18 protein-coding genes are annotated in these 16,282 nt (G+C 57.4%); 11 read left to right on the forward strand and 7 right to left on the reverse strand.

The features are described from left to right. Positions 1-118: 118 nt before the first annotated feature. From DIS04_RS14615 to DIS04_RS14635, 5 genes are read left to right on the forward strand one after another with little or no spacing between them, the layout of a single operon-like run. Positions 119-604 carry a TIGR03757 family integrating conjugative element protein gene (locus tag DIS04_RS14615; RefSeq protein WP_245904575.1) on the forward strand — a complete coding sequence of 162 codons (486 nt, stop codon included), beginning with the start codon at positions 119-121 and terminating at the stop codon, positions 602-604. After that, the gene (locus tag DIS04_RS14620) at positions 601-1,575 is read left to right on the forward strand and encodes a TIGR03756 family integrating conjugative element protein (protein ID WP_111414527.1); all 975 of its coding nucleotides are present in this window, start codon (positions 601-603) and stop codon (positions 1,573-1,575) included. Before DIS04_RS14615 ends, DIS04_RS14620 begins: the two co-directional genes overlap by 4 nt. A gap of 14 nt (positions 1,576-1,589) precedes the next feature. Then, positions 1,590-3,020, forward strand: coding sequence for a hypothetical protein (locus DIS04_RS14625; RefSeq protein ID WP_111414528.1), 1,431 nt, complete (start codon positions 1,590-1,592; stop codon positions 3,018-3,020). Then, complete coding sequence (locus tag DIS04_RS14630; RefSeq protein WP_111414529.1) at positions 3,017-3,397, forward strand: hypothetical protein; 381 nt, start codon at positions 3,017-3,019, stop codon at positions 3,395-3,397. The genes DIS04_RS14625 and DIS04_RS14630 overlap by 4 nt, the downstream gene beginning before the upstream one ends. After that, entirely contained in the window at positions 3,397-4,938 is a 1,542-nt protein-coding gene (locus DIS04_RS14635) for a conjugal transfer protein TraG N-terminal domain-containing protein (protein ID WP_111414530.1), read from the forward strand. The genes DIS04_RS14630 and DIS04_RS14635 overlap by 1 nt, the downstream gene beginning before the upstream one ends. A gap of 31 nt (positions 4,939-4,969) precedes the next feature. Here the strand turns inward: DIS04_RS14635 and DIS04_RS20500 are convergent, their stop codons facing one another. From DIS04_RS20500 to DIS04_RS20960, 3 genes are all read right to left on the reverse strand, one after another. Continuing rightward, positions 4,970-5,329, reverse strand: a complete 360-nt coding sequence (locus tag DIS04_RS20500) for a hypothetical protein (RefSeq protein WP_162623083.1) — start codon at positions 5,327-5,329, stop codon at positions 4,970-4,972. 250 nt (positions 5,330-5,579) lie between these two features. After that, positions 5,580-6,419: a tyrosine-type recombinase/integrase gene (locus tag DIS04_RS14640; RefSeq protein ID WP_162623084.1), complete on the reverse strand. Its 840-nt coding sequence runs from the start codon at positions 6,417-6,419 to the stop codon at positions 5,580-5,582. A gap of 26 nt (positions 6,420-6,445) precedes the next feature. Continuing rightward, the gene (locus tag DIS04_RS20960; protein WP_111414532.1) at positions 6,446-6,799 is read right to left on the reverse strand and encodes a helix-turn-helix domain-containing protein; all 354 of its coding nucleotides are present in this window, start codon (positions 6,797-6,799) and stop codon (positions 6,446-6,448) included. Between the two features lie 300 nt (positions 6,800-7,099). Between DIS04_RS20960 and DIS04_RS20505 the strand changes: the two genes are divergently transcribed. Next, positions 7,100-7,864 (forward strand): hypothetical protein, encoded by a 765-nt coding sequence (locus tag DIS04_RS20505; protein WP_162623086.1) that lies wholly within the window; start codon positions 7,100-7,102, stop codon positions 7,862-7,864. Positions 7,865-8,105: 241 nt separating this feature from the next. Here the strand turns inward: DIS04_RS20505 and DIS04_RS14650 are convergent, their stop codons facing one another. Both DIS04_RS14650 and DIS04_RS14655 read right to left on the reverse strand, forming a co-directional pair. Beyond that, the gene (locus DIS04_RS14650) at positions 8,106-9,563 is read right to left on the reverse strand and encodes a YfjI family protein (protein ID WP_111414533.1); all 1,458 of its coding nucleotides are present in this window, start codon (positions 9,561-9,563) and stop codon (positions 8,106-8,108) included. A gap of 505 nt (positions 9,564-10,068) precedes the next feature. After that, positions 10,069-10,755, reverse strand: coding sequence for a YagK/YfjJ domain-containing protein (locus DIS04_RS14655; RefSeq protein ID WP_111414534.1), 687 nt, complete (start codon positions 10,753-10,755; stop codon positions 10,069-10,071). A 627-nt stretch (positions 10,756-11,382) separates the two neighbouring features. On the opposite strand from DIS04_RS14655, the gene DIS04_RS14660 reads away from it, so the two are divergent. The 5 genes from DIS04_RS14660 (at position 11,383) to DIS04_RS14680 (ending at position 14,549) form a co-directional block, all read left to right on the forward strand. After that, positions 11,383-11,700 (forward strand): hypothetical protein, encoded by a 318-nt coding sequence (locus DIS04_RS14660; RefSeq protein ID WP_111414535.1) that lies wholly within the window; start codon positions 11,383-11,385, stop codon positions 11,698-11,700. A 57-nt stretch (positions 11,701-11,757) separates the two neighbouring features. Continuing rightward, positions 11,758-12,726, forward strand: a complete 969-nt coding sequence (locus DIS04_RS14665) for a DUF932 domain-containing protein (protein ID WP_111414536.1) — start codon at positions 11,758-11,760, stop codon at positions 12,724-12,726. A gap of 113 nt (positions 12,727-12,839) precedes the next feature. Further along, complete coding sequence (locus tag DIS04_RS14670; RefSeq protein WP_111414537.1) at positions 12,840-13,025, forward strand: hypothetical protein; 186 nt, start codon at positions 12,840-12,842, stop codon at positions 13,023-13,025. Positions 13,026-13,035: 10 nt separating this feature from the next. Next, positions 13,036-13,824, forward strand: a complete 789-nt coding sequence (locus tag DIS04_RS14675; protein ID WP_111414538.1) for an ERF family protein — start codon at positions 13,036-13,038, stop codon at positions 13,822-13,824. Between the two features lie 113 nt (positions 13,825-13,937). Continuing rightward, a complete protein-coding gene (locus tag DIS04_RS14680; RefSeq protein ID WP_111414539.1) occupies positions 13,938-14,549 on the forward strand; it encodes a lambda exonuclease family protein in 612 nt (203 codons plus the stop codon). A 317-nt stretch (positions 14,550-14,866) separates the two neighbouring features. Here DIS04_RS14680 and DIS04_RS14685 read toward each other — a convergent pair whose 3' ends face one another. Together DIS04_RS14685 and DIS04_RS14690 are read right to left on the reverse strand one after the other, a co-directional pair. Continuing rightward, positions 14,867-15,328 carry a DUF2892 domain-containing protein gene (locus DIS04_RS14685; protein WP_111414540.1) on the reverse strand — a complete coding sequence of 154 codons (462 nt, stop codon included), beginning with the start codon at positions 15,326-15,328 and terminating at the stop codon, positions 14,867-14,869. A gap of 29 nt (positions 15,329-15,357) precedes the next feature. Further along, positions 15,358-16,131 carry an OBAP family protein gene (locus DIS04_RS14690; protein WP_245904576.1) on the reverse strand — a complete coding sequence of 258 codons (774 nt, stop codon included), beginning with the start codon at positions 16,129-16,131 and terminating at the stop codon, positions 15,358-15,360. Positions 16,132-16,282 lie beyond the last annotated feature (151 nt).

Genomic DNA, 16,282 nt, shown 5'->3' on the forward strand with positions numbered 1-16,282 from the left:
ACTATACCAACTGAATTATCCACGCCTTCAAGAAACCTACTCGCACCGTTTAACATTTCCTGCTGTGGCAGCCGCTGGGGATTGGTACTTCTGAGCCAGTCCATCCTTCGGAGTGGCCATGATGCAGAGACAGCACTCGAACACCTTCCATTTGCTGGCCAGGTTGGTCGCCACCGCTTTGGCTCTGGTACCGGTAAGTGTGCTGGGCCAAGCCCACCTGAGTGATCCTTCCCCCGTTGCAAAGGGGGTTTACAACGTTGAGATCTTCACGGTGGCCGGTGAGCCCGTCACCAACGTTCCGTCAGGGGCTGCCGTCATCGAGCTCGATGCGCCGGCACGCCTCGATGCCGAATTGTCCGAGGATCTTCCAGCCGAGGCGGAAGCCGCCAAGGCCGTCATGCTCGAGCGGATGCAGTCACCGAAGTGGGTAGACATCACGCAGCGGTACGCCGAGCGGCACATCGGCGTGACGCGCGCCTGGATGCTCGGCGTGGAGAGCGTGCCCGCCGTGGTGGTGGACAGCCAGTACGTCGTCTACGGCGAGCCCGATGTCAGCGCTGCGGTCATCGAGATTCTGCGGGCTCGCGAGGAGGTGGTGCGATGATTGGTGTGTATCCGCCCCGCTGGCTGACGGCTGTGCTGGCGGCCGGGGTCTTAGCTCTGGCATGCGGCTTAGCACCCCAAAGTGCCAGAGCGACGAGCATCACCACCCCGGAGATCGTGGAGTCCGCACTGTCGACGGAGTGCCTCGACTACAACGTTATCGGGATCTGCGTGTGGCTCCACTGCACTACCTTCGGTTGCAGCATCCGAACCTCCGTCAAGGTCCGCCACTACATCCCGGAGCTGGTGGTGTCCAGCTATGAGAACACCGGGGGGAACCCTTGGCGCGAAATCGCCATGGTGTCACCTCCCGCCGGAGACGCCTTGGCAGGCGGCCAGAGCACTTCCGAGGCACAGTCGGACATTCAGGAGCACCTGCGCTTCAAGAATGTCGATGCCATCGGTCACCCTGGTGCTGAGCTCTTCAACCAATTCGCCAGTGCCCTCGGGTACACCTGCTCCGGGGCCGCACAGGCCTTCCAGCCCTACTTCGTCTCGACGTTGGACGCGCTGGCGTGGCGCTCTGGCATCCCCGAGACGGCCTATCCCGAGGCGCTGATCCCTGGCCGCCGTGAGCTGGGGCAAATGGGATCGGATCTCTGGGGCAACATCTATCCCCGGAGCGGCTTCATCAACCAAGTGCACGATTACAAGTCAGCCGCTCTGATGGCCCAGCGCTCCGCCGATATCGTCACACGCGAGGGCCAGCCTCACGTCTACCATCCGCTGGTGAGTTCTGAGAGGGATGGTTTCTGGCCACCGGATCCCGTAGTGGAGGGGGACAATGACCACCGGTGGCAGCATCTGATGCCCAAGATGAGCCGGTCCTGCGTCGTATGGCCCGACCGCAGTCCCACTGACACCTATGCCGATCGCATCGATGAAGCCGGCGATTACGTCTTCGCCCTATGGGGGCGCTATCGCTGCTGCCGGCGGAGAGGCCAGGAACTGCTTTACCACACCGGCGACTAGGCAAGGAGATCATCATGAAGCGAACTTTCCTGAGTCCCATTTTGCCCGTAGTCGCGGCGATGGCCATGACCCTGGGTCAGGATGCCCAAGCCCAGTCCTTCGCCGACGATCTCTACTACGATATCGGCGGGGCCTCTCCATTCTCGATCTCTGCCGGTCGTGGTCACAATCCATACAAGACGGGCATGGGCATCCGTTGGAACATGAATTCCTCATGCGGAAACTTCGACATCGGTGCGACAGTATCAAACCAGCTGAATGGCCACTCCAACGGCTTTCAGAACCTGATGGGCGAGGTCGTCCAGAACGCCCAGGCCGCTGTCGCACAGCTCCCGGCCATGATCATCCAACGGGCCAATCCCGGTCTCTACGATCTGCTGTCCAATGGCGTCCTCCAGGGGCGCATGGACTTCGATAAGGGGAAATTATCGTGCCAGCAGATGGCCGAGCGGATGGCCGACGCAGCGATGGGTGCGGGCCTGCACGAAATGGCAGTAGCCGAGAGTTGGCAGGATGCTGCGACAAGGAATGACGACGTCGTGGCAGCGCAAGAGCAGGTCGAGCGGTCCGGCGGGAACGGTGGTACGACCTGGGTTGGTGGCCAGAGGCGGGGCGGCAGCAACCAGGAGCCCATCCGAGTCGTAGAGGATGTGGCCACTGCTGGCTACAACCTGCTGCATGGGCGCGACGACATCACGAGCAAGGCAGCGGTGACCGGCGGCGGCGGCTGGGGATCGGTGCCCACCAACGAGGGTGACTGGATTGGCGGCGGCAACGGATCAGGCGGGGGCGGGAACGGCGAGTGCCAGGGGGGGATGTGCACCGTTTGGGGCAGTCCGGAAGACGCCGCCGAGTGGACCATCGCCGTGATCGGTGAGGATGAGCTGCAGACTTGCGAAGACTGCGAAAAGCAGCGGTCCCAGGCCGGTACCGGGCTGATGCGTGAGCTTGAGAAAGAGCAGCGTGAAGTGTACGAGAAACTCGTGGCGTTGGTGGCCGGCAATGAGCCGCCCACCCCCGAGAACCTTCGGGAGGTATCCGCGGGCGATGGGCTTACCGTGTCTCGTGGGGTGATCGAGTCGCTGCGCACCGACCCCCAATCCAGCTTCCTCGTGCATCGCCTTTCCAGCGAGATGGCGCTGGCACGCACGTTGACCAAGGCCATCTGGGCAAGGCGGATGATGCTCGCCGGGGTCAGCGAGCCGGGAATTGCCAACAATGATCCAGCCATGACAGCTATCGATCGCCGCGTTGCCTCTCTGGACCGCGACATCAATTCCCTGAAGTCCGAGATGGAGATCCGCAAGACCTTGGCCGGCAGTGCCGCGGGTACCGCATTGGAACGGGCCGCCAACCGTGCGGCAGGTTCCACCCGAGACGAGACAGCACGTCCCGGGGCAACTCTGGATAGCCGTGGCCGGCCGATGAATGGGGAAGAAGAGTGAACCGCTTCCGGCACGCTTGGTACCACCCGAGGCGTTGGCCGTCGCTGGTGGTCTTCGTGGTGTCCCTGGTGGCTGTGGTCTTCCTCAGCGGTGTCATCGCCTCGATCGGCATCCGGATGGCCGGCAGTCTGTCTGCCTGGAGAACCATCATGGACACTGCGACCCCACTACTAATGGGATGCCGTTTGGTGTTCTACGGCGCGATCACTTGGCTGTGGCTCCGTTACTGGAAGCCCAGCGTGCTGGTAAGTGTTGAGGATGACCGAGACGGCGGCGTGCGAGCCCGCCACAAGCTCAAGCGCACCGAACTCGTGTCGGTAGGCTTCATCGTCATGCTCGAGACGATGAACGTAGCCAACTGGCTTGGAGGCATGTGATGGAGGGAATACTCACGGCGCCGCTGGTGGTTTTCGACTACCTTACCAACGCCTTGGTCATGCTTGGCTGGTTGATCCATAACGCCATCTGGAACGTGATGACCAGTACCGCACTGGCGGCGATTCCGTTCATCGCTCTGATTGCTTCTGAATGGTACAAGGCTCGCCAGGAGGGCGATGACGAGGGCAACAAGGGAGTCTTGACCATCAACCGCATAGAGACGCGGTTGTACGCCATGGCGCTGATCCTCCTGTTCACCTGCCAGCCGATTCTCCAGGTACAACTAACCACGGTAGATGTGGACCAGAGACGCAGCCAAGAGTGTGGGACGCGTCAATTCGCTAGCGGAGGGTGGGGAGAGTCGACTCTCAGTGCGATCGATGGGGAGACAGCGAACATCCCCGTCTGGTGGGCTTTCGTCCATGCCGTATCTCATGGCATGACCGGGGCGGCCATTACAGCCATTCCATGCAGTACCGACTTGCAGTCGATTCGCACCGAGCTGGACTTGAACTCGATCGAGGACCCGGTGCTCGAGCGCGAAGTCGGCGAATTCCAGTTGGCCTGTTTCGGGCCCGCCCGTAACAGGCTCTTCCAGGAGCATGGAAGCGTCGAGCCCTCTCGCGCCCAGGATGTCGACTGGATCGGTAGCCGCTTCTTTCTGGATACCCCAGGCTATTACGACAGTTTTCATGCTGGTCGGCCGGTAACAGGCTTCCCCTATGACGCAGAGCGGGACGTGTCTCGGCCCAACACCGGCCCCGGTCAGCCCGGCTACCCAACCTGCCGGGAATGGTGGTCGTCGTCCGACATCGGCCTGCGAGCGAGACTGCACGACCAGGTCGATTCAGGGTTCTGGGACAGCTTCCGCAGCGTATTCACCAGTAACGAAGCCGAGGACTACGTGATCCGGCGGATGGTTAGCCCCAGGTCGGGAGCAGCGAGCGGGAACTTGGACCAAGCCGTTGTAGGCTACCGGGACCTGGGCGGAGGCGGCCGAGCAGGATTCTGGGATTCGATTGTGATGGGGGCAGGCGCGATTGGTGGCGGTTTGTCTATTCTACCGTTCTCGGCGGGGATGGACATGCTGAAACAGGCACTGCCCATGGTTCAGGCTACCCTGGTGATGGCCTTGGTGATCTGCCTGCCCTTCGTGACGGTAATCTCGGGCTATTCGTACAAGGCGGTGAGCATGGCCACTTTCGGTCTATTCGGAACCTGGTTCCTGACGTTCTGGTGGGAACTGGCGAGATGGATCGACTCGAAGCTGATCGATTTTATCTATAACAGCGATGCGGCTAAGATGAGCTGGATGGCTGCTGCCAACAATGCCTACGACCAGCTGGTATTGCAGTTCGTCGAGGGCATGATGTTCCTGGTGCTGCCATCAATCTGGCTTGCTGTGCTGAGCTGGGCAGGCTTGAAGGCCGGAGGAGCCATCTCCAATAGCATGGGGGATGGAGGTGCAAAATCCCAGAGAGTCGGCGAGAAGGGAGGGGGCCAGGCCCAGTCCGCTGCTTCTGGAGGAAAAGCAAAGTAAGGTGGTGAATCACACGGGACTCGACACTTACTCAGTCTAACCTATTACCATCCTTACCGTAGTAGCCATAACCAGCGCCAAAATCCCCCCAGCCAAGATCCTGTTTCTCTTCCTCGCTGTCGGAGGACGGTGAGGCAGCGGACTGAAACATGCCATGGGCGAGACCAGCGGCAAGTGCCAAGCTACCAGCGAGCAGTTTGCCTCCTAAGCTGCTAGCACGCTTCCATCCATCAACGGTGGCTGCTGCCTTGGCGGTGGAACGGACACTGGAAAATGCAGACTTTCTCAAGATTCTGAGGGATTCTGCAGTGGTGGTTTGGGTATGCCAGCCGTTAGACCAGCCATTGCCAGCCTTCTGTGGAGTGTCAGAGCGAAGGAATTTATGACTCATGGTGAACTCCTCGCCGCTGTTGCAGCTACAACAACTTCTTAGCAGTGTGCTTGTGGGCCAGACATTGCGTTCATCCCGCTCTACTGGCAGCCGCGACGCATGCCAGACGTCTAATACATTTCACCCTTAAGGTAGCATGAAATTCAAAATCCGCCGGGTGCAAGCCCTTGTCGGTTCGAGTCCGACCGCCGGTACCACTTGGAAAACAGTCGCTTACGAGCGGCTGTTTGTGTTTCTACCCTCCCTTTTTCTAGTGTGTGGTCGCAGTTTGGTCGCAGAAGGCCCCGCTCAAGCTCGGCAGGCGAGCGCCGATATCGTCCAGACCCGCATCGAACATGTGCGAGTAGCGGCTGGTGACGATCAGGCTGGAATGCCCCAGCAGATCGCGCACCGTGGTCATGCTCTCGCCGGCCTGGGCCAGCATGCTGGCATAGCTGTGGCGCAGGTCGTGAAAGCGCAGATCGGGCCGCCCCACAGACTGGCGAGCGTGTTCCCACACCGTTCGCAGGCGATGATAGGTCGTCGCGAAGGGTAGCTCCTCCAGCCATGCCCGGGCGTCCTCCGGTACCGGCACCACCCGGGCCTTGCCGCTCTTCGTCTGGTCTGGTCGCAGCAGAATGCGACCACCTTGGACGTTCTGCGGGTCCAGCGCCAGCAGCTCGCCCTGGCGCAGCCCGGTGAGCGCTGCCAGGGCGATCACCCGCTTCTCGACAATCGAGTGATCGGGGATGGCTTGTAGCAACTGATTCACCTGCTCGATGGTCAGGTACACATGCCGTTCGTTCTTGGGCATCTTCTTGCGGATCTTGTCGCCCAGAGGGCGGTCCAGCCATCCCCATTCCCGATAGGCAAGGTTCAGTACCCGCTTGACCACCTGCAGATGGTTGTTGATGGTGCTCTGCGCACGCCCTTGCTTGCGCAGGTCTCGGGCCATCTCGCGGGCCTTGTCGACGCTGTCCATGCCGAGCAGCACCCGGTCGCCCATGTAGCGAGCCACCGGGCGGATGGCCTTCGCCTGACTGGCCACGTCGTACTCGTCGATCCATCGCTCGAGACCGTCGATGAAGGTGCGCCGCGGTTGGCGCCCCATGGCTTCACCCTGGAAAGCCGCCTCGTTCAACTCTGCCTGGCGCTTCGCTGCGTATTCCCGCGCCTGTCGCTCCCCTTCTCGATTCCCCGCAAACGTTCGTTGATATCGGTGACCGTGGTACGTTTCCGTGACCACCCACCGGTTCCTCTTTTCCCTGTATCTGACTGTGATTCCCATTTGTCGCGTTCCTCAAGCTGAGGGCCGCGCTTGCAGCTCTCAGCGTACCTCTCCACTGCGCTCCGCTCAAAGCGAACCGCACTACCGATCTGCACGAAACCGATGCGGTGCTTGTTGCCGTACACCCAGCTCGTGCTCATGCCCAGCCATTCAGCTACCTGATCGGGTCGTAGTAGTTGTCCGGCCATCGCTGCTCCTCTCATTGGCTGGCTTAATGGCTAATCTTTGCAACCAGCTTTCATCTGCGTACCGGCGTTGCTTAATAAGCTCCTAGCTTTAAGGAGCGCTATTGACTTGAATGGATTTGTGTGATTGGGGTTGTGCTGTATGGCAGGGTGGCTTCAGCCTTGGTCTGGTGTTATACAAGCGTGACTGCTCCCGATTGGAGGTTAATGATTGGCCGTCCACCCTTAAAAAGGGCTTCTAATAAAGCGAGTGGTCAATCAAGCGGAAATTTCAGATAACGAGTGTTGGGGTCGTTGTTTTATTTCATGGGGGTGATGATGAGTCTGGTTGAGTCGTGGTCAGCTATTCATTGTTTGGCAGGAAGAATGCTGAAAGAGTATGTTAGCAAGCATTCAGAATATAAGGGTGAGGCAATAGATTGCGATGCACTTATCCTAAAAGCGAAAGAGGATTTGTCTTACGGACGCTTTGACCAGTCGGAGCGCGAATTTCCACTCAATGTTTTTCAAGGGAAAGAAGATTTTGAGGAGGGTGTGGAATATCATTTCAATGCATCTGTTCGTCAATTCGTTGCGGCCAAGATGGTTTATGAAAACGATATGAAGTATGTGGTAAAGGAGTTTTCTGATTATGAGCAGGAGGAGTTAATATATAAGCTTGGTAAGGACATGATAGCAAAGTATTCCTGCGCAATTCAGCATACTGCTGCTTGTGACGTATTAAAATACTTGAAGAGTAATTTGCCTAAAATCCTCTCTAAAAACATGCGCAAGGCGAATGAGGATAAGAAATATGCTGAACGAGTATTGCTGACTGCAATCGTAAAGGAAATAATAAAAGGGCATCGTCCGAAAGATGGTTGGTCGGGTGCTGTTGTTGCCTCACAAGACATTACTAAAAAAATAATTGCGTTGAATGAAATATGCCCTTTGCCAATTGAGCATGATGAAAATAAGTTGTTCGATAAAGTATCAAAGCTAATTGAGCTGGAGCCTTCTGTGATCAAGGTATATAAAGAAGCTGCTAAAAATTCACGCGAAGACCCTGCTGCCCTAAGGAGAGTGAAGTTTGGAAAGTGGTGAACATGTCAGGTAAATACCGTCACACCTCACTTGAGGACTCGACACGGCATTCGACGCCTCGAACGGTTCAAGGCCAGCATTGGCGGCGGGAGTCGCCAATGCTGGCCTTGTTGGCGTTGTAACATGTAGAGAGTGTCTGATTGGCAAGTGATCGCCATGCCGACTCCCTGTTGGGGCAGGTCAAAAGTTGCTGCTGAAGGGTAAATTAAACTCTTCAGTCGGGCGCCAAGCGAAGCGAGAGTCAGAGCATGCTCAGGTCTGGCGGCCCCTGCCAAGGCATCAAGTCGATGTAGCGTGTTCGGTGGTGATGAAAAACTACCACCTGCTGATGAGCTATCAGCACATCCAGAGCGTCCTTGAGGCGTTTTTTATCACGCAGCGAGCGAGGGGCTCGTTGGCGCACATCGTTGTACCGCATGATGCGCCAGCTGAACTGCCGGAGCTCATTGAACCACTCGGTTAGCCGATAAGCATCTTGCTCTTCCTGGGGAGGTGGCATGAAAACCTGCTGGAAGTGGCCGGAGTGATAGAGGCAGATATCCATTGCCGCCAGCACTGTCTCGGGGATGATTCCCCCCTCATGACCCTCGAAAATGTGTATCAACGCTGCTACGCGAGCCACATTTTCCGCAAGCTTTGAACCATGATCGGGGCATGCCTCGAAATACCCACCTGGGCCCATCTGTCGCTCGATCTCATTAGCCACTTGTACCCAACAGGCCGCCGCCTCCTTTGTAAATTCCAGCACTTCTCGTGGCGTGTCAGGCGACTGGGCCAAAATCAGGTTCTCCCGCGTCAAGGTGGTCAGGCGTGCCTCAGCCTGCTCCCATGCTTTCCATTCCGTGTCGGAGGACTGCAGAGAGTAGAAGCGCTGACCGCGAAACGACAGCGGTGCGCATACGAGGAAACGGGCGAGCATGCCTGAATTTCTTGCCTGCTGACCCTGAGTTTCCATGTACTTTTGCAGGATGCCGGGCTGCACCATCAGCAGCAGCATCAGGCGTACATCGTCCAGCACGATATCTTCTTTAGTGGCCCGTGTGATGAGCGCGCTACCGCCACTCCACAGTGTGCTGATGTGGCTGCGGGCCCGGTTCATGGCGCCCTTGAAGAAGACTTCCGCCTCGTCGGTGGCTAGGGCGGCGCTTGGGATGGCCTTTTCCAAGGCCCAGAAGAGGGCTTCGGGCGTGGTGTCCTGATACAGCAGCCGGAACTCGCGGGGAGGCTCGGGCTTACGCTGATGCAGTTCTCGCAGCAATTGACGTTCATGCTCCGCTGTACCACCTTTGGTCTGTTTTCGGTAGATCGCCTGAGTCAATACCTTCTCATCGGTGCGCCATTCCTCTAGCTCTCCATGATATGCATCCAGCCGTTTACGCCACTCCCGGTGCTGTTTGCGCTGCTCTTCTTGAATGGGATACAGCACTTTTTCGGTAAGAGGAGATTTGCCCTCACCAGAGCCTGCCACGCCCAGTACATTGATCGAGATGGGCTTGATCGCGCCGTAGGGCATCTTCAGATCGTAGCGGCCCTGAGCCACTATGCTGACGCCCGCTAGTAGGGTCAGGACGGTGAGATCCATCGACACCTGACAGTTCTGACTGAGCTCTTGGCTGGATCGCCACAATAAAGTGGATTCGACGCGCTGGGGGGTGAAGCTGCCGGGGACAGGCAGTATCGGTTGAAAGGGATAACTCATGTCACTCTCCTGTTTAGTTTTGTGGTTGCCACCGGGCCTTTTTGGTGGCGGGGCAGAGAGTGACGCTTCTATCGCAGCAAAGAACCAGCACTGCTTAAGATACGCAAGCTGTTAAGAAAAGGTCTTGACTTGGAGAATAAAATATTGTTTAGAAATCAGGCCGCCGAGAATGCGAGGCCTAGCAAAGCGGTTATTTTGGCTATTGGTAGCCAAAATAACCGGTTTCCAGTGGACGTTTGGAGTCAGGTCCCAGGTCGCTGGGTACCAGACGTTGTGGTTGGTTAAAAAATGATCTAGATTTTTTTGCTATATATACCGACTGTGCTTAGCGTTTTTCGGGTGGTTGTCTCGCATGCTGAGTACTTGCCACCGAGCGTGGAGGCTGTCGGGAACTATCGGTAGAGGAGCACGGCGAGTAGTGGAATCACGGCTTTATACCATGATAACCCTGTCTGAAGGTGACCCGTCAGGTGATCCTAGGATGGGGTCTAGTTTAGTTTAAAGCCTACCGGCGGCTGCTATCGAAACAGCGGATGCCTTGTGCAATCGGCTTGGAGTAGGCCTTGCAGAGGTAGCTGGCGGCGTAAAACACCTGGGCGAAGGTCGCTGCGTCATCTCGGTGCAGACAGTATACGTAGGGCTGCCCTGTCAGCTTGTTCGTGGCGACATGGACCAGCCCTCTCATGCCATCGAGCGGCCAGCCGATCGCCCAGCTCCAGGCACGGACGCAGCGGTGATAGAGGTTGTCCAGCTCGTACCCTCCGTCGTGTGAGGGGGAGAAGCTGCCCAGCGAGCAAAAGGCGTCGTAGTTGAGCAGCAGCATCAGGTGGTAGTGGGGCTTCGGGCTGGCGTCCTGCTCTCGGGCCCACAGGTAGCGCAGTTCCGTGGTGTACTTGGTGCCGGCCGCGTCGAGCTCTTTGCGTAGGGCGTAGAAGAAATCGTTGAGGCACGCGTTATTAGTGTGCACCGGTCCCACCGGCATGGCCTGCGGAAAACGCAGGTCGAGGCGAAACGCCAAGGTGCGGTTCTGCTGAAAGGTCGTGTGCTGGAGTACCCGCAGGGTGGTCTCCAAGTAGTTCTCAATCAGTGGGCCCAGCGCATGTTGCTGCACGGGTAGTCCTCGGAACCAGTGATCGTAGTAGAAGCGCTGCTTGGGATTGTCGGGATTACGCTTAGGACGTCTCGTGATCATGGGTTTTTCCTTGGGCGTTATTCAGGACACACACGCACACTGACCTCTCCGCCTTGAAGCGGTGGGCAGTGGGTGAAGTCATTAATGAGGTATGGGCCTGTTGTCGATTGTCCCTTGGATCGGGTCAACTTCGCGAACAAGGGTGTTAGCGCTCGTAAGCAGCGCCGTGTTTGCTGGTTAATAGGGTGCCTGGGAATCGCCTCTTAATAGGGCGATCCTCTTTGATGGCTGAGCGTGCAGGTGTCATTCGCTATCAAGTGGGTATGGATATGGTTTACCTGTGTGAGTGGTCGGAGGCTATGGATGCCTCCTCCCTTGGTGCACCGCCTTTTATTCCTTATTGGTTTATTAAGCATTTTTTTATTCTTTAATTGCATATTACTATTACCGTCATATCACCTATTGAGGCTGGCACTCTATTGCCCGTAGCCATGTTGCTTTTGTGGATATATGAGTTTTTGAGCTGGAAAAAGTTATTCCATTTTTATCAGTGATCTACATGGCGAGCTTGTAAGGCTCGCATTGGCTCAGAGCATGACGTTCACCAGTAGAGTTTATTTCAGACCTATATCACTCCTGTGAGCTGAGTCCTCCCCGGGCTTGACCTAACAGCACAGGAGACCTGACATGCCCCCACCCTGCTCGCGCTGTGCCTCGCAGCGCGTCATCAATCTCGAGACTGCTCGCAAGCTGGGCACCGCTGCCGGTGCCCTGGTCGGCTCTGTGAAGGGCGCCTACACCTCGCTTTACGCCCCTGGTGGGCTGATCACCGTCTCGGCACGCTTCCCCTTGAGCCGCATCGCCTCCGCGGTGGTGGCGGCAACCTCAGGCGGTGTCGCTGGTGCGGCTGCCGCTCATCAGCTGGTGCAGCACCTCTTCCCGCCCGGTGAGGGAACGCCCTGGCTCTGCCTGGGCTGTGGCTACGCTTTCCGAGTTCTCGACTGACCCTTACCCCTTCCCGCCGGCAATCTACCGGCTTTTTTTCATCAAGGAGCAATACCCATGGCACATCTGATCGAGCAAATGGCCTACGTTGGCGACACCCCCTGGCACGGACTGGGGCAGCAGCTGTCGCGTCATCAACCCCTGGAGGTCTGGCGGCAGCAGGCTGGGATGGACTGGCACATCGAGGAATCCCCGGTGCGCTTCATCGCCGATGGCGCCGGCCATCTGGGCAGCATCCACTCCTTCCCGGAGCAGAAGGTGCTCTACCGTTCCGATACCCGGGCACCGCTGTCGGTGGTCTCTCAGCGCTACAAGGTGGTCCAGCCGGAGGAGGTGCTGGAGTTCTACCGGGATCTGACCGAGTACGCCGGCTATGAGCTGGAGACCGCCGGGGTGCTCAAGGGCGGGCGCAAGTTCTGGGCGCTGGCCCGCAGTGGCCTGGGAACGGCGCTGAAGGGGCAGGATCAGGTCAATGCCTACCTGCTGCTGGCGACCTCCTGCGACGGGTCGCTGGCCACGGTAGCCACGCCCACCTCGGTGCGGGTGGTGTGCAACAACACCCTGACCATCGCGGTGGACGGCATGAGCCAGGGGGTGAAGGTGCCGCACAGCACGGAGTTCAATCCGCAGCGGGTCAAGCAGCAGTTGGGCATTTCGGTCTCGCAGTGGGACGACTTCATGTATCGCATGAAGACCCTGGCCGAGCGCAAGGTTAGCCAGGAGGAAGTGAAGACCTACTTCCAGGCGGTGATCTGCAACGCCGAGGAACCGCTTGACGATCCTTCCAAGCTGCCCAACGTCCGCGCCCTCAATCGCGTGCAGAAGCTCTACCACGGCGAGGGGCGGGGGTCGCAGCTGTGCACGGCCCAGGGCACCGCCTGGGGGCTGCTGAACGCCATCACCGAGTACGTCGATCACGAAAAGCGGGCCCGCAGTAATGACTACCGCATGGACTCGGCCTGGTTCGGCCAGGGGGCGAGCCTCAAAGACAAGGCACTCGACTCCGCCATGGCCCTGGTGACCTGAATCTCATCAGAGATGACGTACCCTTTGCGGTCCCGTCCACCAAGCTCACTTATCCCTTTCACGGCATAGCGCCCGACCCCACCAGGTCGGGCGTTTTCGATTCTGGAGGTCTCATGCCACTTCCTCTCTCACTGGAGGCCTGCCGGGCGCTGACGCAGCTGGCGCGTCAACTGCTCGGTGCTGGCCAAAAACAAGCCCAGACCCACGTGATGGCCCAAGGCCAGGTGTTTCGCGTGGTCGTGTCACTGGAGCCGGTCCCTGCCGATCAGCTCCAGGACGTCTTCAAGCACTATCAGTAAAGGAGGTCACATGACCACACCCAGCCAAACCCCACGCAGCAAGGCCAACGGCCGGGCTCCGGCTACCCGCCAGGCTGCGGTCACCGAGGCTGTATCGGTGCCGGCGTCGCCGCTTCAGGAGAGCACCGCGATCATTCAGGTGATCGAGCGTGCCGCCCTCAATCCCGAGGTCGACATCGACAAGATGGAGCGCCTGCTGCAGATGCAGGAGCGCGTACTCGACCGCCAAGCACTGATGGCTTACAGCGCCGCCATGGCGGCCATGCAGACGGAGCTGCCGAGCATCGCCGAGCGTGGCCAGGGCAATAACGGCGCCTACGCCACCCTAGAGGATATCGTCGACACCGTCCGGCCGATCATGAAGCAGCACGGCTTCGCGGTGAGCTTCCGTATCCAGACCCAGGAGCGCGGTATCCAGGTGACCGGCGTGCTGATGCACAAGGACGGCCACCGTGAGGAGACCAGCATGCTGCTGCCGGCCGATACCAGCGGCAGCAAGAATGCCGTGCAGGCCTTCGGCTCCTCGACCAGCTATGGCAAACGCTACGTGCTGTGCGCGCTACTCAACATCACCACCCGCGGGCAGGACGACAACGGTCATGGTGCGGCGCCTCCGATAAAGGTGGTCACGCCGTTCCAGGCGAGTCAGCTCCAACATCTCCTCGCCGCCTGCCCCGTGACCACCCAGGAGTGGTTCATCGGCAAGTACGGCGATGTGGCGCAGGTGCCACGCAGCGACTTCGACAAGCTGCGTGCCTCCTTGCACAAACGCGCCGTGCCTCAGCGTCAACGCCACTGACCCACCCCAGAGCCTATTCATCCCAACCACCATCACCCAATCCATGACGCCAGCATATACCGGCGAGGGAGTGCCCTCGCCGGTATGCCGTGGTGTCTCGAAGGAGGTTCGTCATGCAGATCCTCACATTGGAACAGGGCACGCCCGAGTGGCATGCCGCCCGTCTCGGCATCGTCACCATGTCCGAGCTGAAGACCCTGCTGGTCAAGGGTAAGGGACCGGGAGGCTTCGGAGCCGGTGCCTTCAGCTACATGCATCAGCTGATCGGTGAGCGCATCACCGGGGAGCCTTCGGATGTCTTCCAGGGCAACGTCCACACCCAGCGAGGCCACGAACTGGAGCCAGTGGCCCGCGAGCTCTATCACGAGGCCACCGGCCTGCCTCGTCTGGAGCAGGTCGGCATCATCTTGAACCACGGCGTGGGCTACTCGCCGGACTGCCTGGTGGACAGCCACGGCCTGGTGGAGATCAAGACCAAGCTCCCCAAGTACCAGATCGAGCTGCTACTGGCTGATGAGCTGCCTCAAGAGCACGTGGCGCAGTGCCAGGGCGGCCTGTGGGTCAGCGAGCGGGAGTGGATCGATTTTGTAAGCTACTGGCCCGGCATGCCGCTGTTCATCAAGCGCGCCTACCGGGATGAGGTGCTGATCCGCAGCATCGCCGAGCGCGTCGAGGCGTTCTACGAGGAGCTGGAAAGTCGTATGGCCATGATCATGGCGGCCTGAAAAATACGCGAAGTGTGACAGTCTTTCCCTCTCAGTCAGCCGTTGAACGCTAAGTGAGCATAGTTCCTACCAGTGTGTTCTAAAACGACGGTCTAACGCTCGCTTGTAAGTATTCGACGCTAAGTTGCTGAGCCTATCTCGGTAATTACATTTATCTAATGAGTTTCATTGCTGGCCCGCTGGGCCAGCAATGGGGTAAAACGAAATATTTTTTTTGTAAATTGGTATAAAAACAAAAGATCTACCACTATAGATAAAATAAATTCGTTGTTACAAGCTCTGCTGATCATCATAAGAGAGAGTTAATACAGAAATTGTCATTTTTTCACGATGTCTAAAGCTTTTTTTGCTCGCTCTTTATGACTACCTTCACCAACCTTGTCAAGATTTTCAAAATCCCCTCGTAACGCCTTAAGTGCGTATCGCTCGTGATCAATTTCAGCCGATGTTCGAATGCCGCGATTGCGGAATATAACGACAGGTGGGCACCATCCTTGAATCGCATGCTGAAGAAGGAACCCAGACACTGCGAAGGGTAGAGCCAGCCAGCGTTTATTAACCAATACGCCAAGACTGATCCCAACGAGGCTAATAGTAGCAGCGTTTGCCTCGAGCGTTCGCTCTATATCCCACTCGTGGTCTAGTTCACTAAGCCGTTGATCAATCTCATTGGGGTTTTCGGAATAATAAACGATGCTTTGCATCGTCTTTTTCTGAATTTCATAATTAGCTTGCTTAGATGTATTGTTTTCAACGCGTGAAGTGGTAGATGGAAGCATAAATCCTCCTGTGGATTACTTTGGCTAATTTAAGGTTTCGCCTCAACGCCTGGAATCGGAGATGTTGGTCTTGGAAATTCACCGTGCAAAGCGTCTACGCCTGACTGTGGCTTAGCTAACGGCACAAGGTCTTGCCGTGCTCTACGCCGCTCTGCGGTATCGATATTCATATCCTCATCACGTTCCTCGATTAACCCTGGGTTCGCCTCGCCGTCGCGGTTGAACGACCATGCTAAAGATGGCTCTCCGAGAGGTAAGGAAGCTTCTGCACTGTTGGTTTGCGCAGTATCCCAAGTATGCCATGTCTTTCCATAGCTATTTATCTTGCTTTTCATAAGCTCATGTTCAGCTGCCTGGGGTAGATTAGGAGCCACCAGCTGGCCGGAGAGGATTTCGCCGTTATGGGGATGCCAATACTGTTTTTCTTCCTCTGGAAGTCTCTCGAAAAGTTCTTCAGAGATAATGTATTCAATCCCGTTTAGCTTTGCGTCGCCAGAATTTCCATCGTAGAGTGCGCATTGCAAAAAATCTTCATTTACCTGAACGCAAAAGTGGTGAGCTTCAAACTGATGCACTGGCTCCTGTTTCAACGGATGGAAACCTACCAGATAAATTTCAAGCCGCGATGGTGGCTCATCCGTCTGCATTGCACTCGCCCCAGCTTCTAATAGTCGAGCCTTCGCACCCACTGATTCGCCAGGTGCCTCTACGTTCGAGCGGGCCTCACCCTTGCCGGTACAGCCGACCAGCGTAAGCATAGACACGCCTAACGCTGAATATTGAAGCTTTCTAAAATTGATCATATACTCACCAATTTTTTGGTTATATTAAAATTCCTTCTGGTTAGCGTAGTAAATCCTTCCTGCTCTTGTGTAAAAAAGGGAAATGAAAAGATTCAATGAGTTTTTTTTCGGTAAATTCTAGGGGTATAGCAAGCCGGCATGCTTAGTTGGC

Origin of the sequence: Billgrantia lactosivorans, assembly GCF_003254665.1 — a bacterium.
GTDB classification, from domain to species: Bacteria; Pseudomonadota; Gammaproteobacteria; order Pseudomonadales; family Halomonadaceae; genus Halomonas; species Halomonas lactosivorans.